The 537-nt window shown below is 41.0% G+C and carries 1 protein-coding gene; it reads right to left on the bottom strand.

What is annotated here, in order from left to right; genetic code table 11:
* Positions 1-178: 178 nt before the first annotated feature.
* Positions 179-537, bottom strand: a 359-nt coding sequence (locus AC1DWB_RS37140) for a hypothetical protein (RefSeq protein WP_477546025.1), incomplete at its 5' end; no start/stop codon positions are given.

Genomic DNA, 537 nt, shown 5'->3' with positions numbered 1-537 from the left:
GATATAGTCCGAGTTGAATCGTTTGGCTTGCAGCATAGTGTTGAATGTCACTTTGCCTTTCATAGCGTACATCGATTGAACGGTGTCTTGTGCATTCTGTGACTGGAAGAGGTATACGGGAACCTCGTCCGTCACTTCGTCCATCAACCCGTTCATCATGGCTTTGATAATGGTCCTCTCAGCTACTAGGTCTAAAATATGGTTCGACCTCCTTTTCCTTCTTTTCGAGTGGCTTGAACGGCAGCACGGTGCGCTGTTTCTGTTTTTCTAATTCTTTTCTATGCCATGCCGTAATGGATAAATAGGCACTAGCTGACTTTTGTTTAGGTGCTGGTTGTCTAAGTATCCAAGAAGCGAATCCGTATAGTTGAGTCATAACCTTCTCTTCACTGCCTAGTATCTCTACTAACTTTTCATATTGTTTCTTTTGAATTTTTACATGGGGCATATCTTCAAAGATAAGTTCTTCTTCATTCTTTTCATTAATGACATTCTTATCATTCTTGTTTGTATTGGAGGGTTGTCGTTGCTTTCGTC

The sequence above is a fragment of the Paenibacillus sp. P4_E11 genome (genome assembly GCF_056401635.1).
This window is presented reverse-complemented; position numbering and strand designations above follow the sequence as displayed.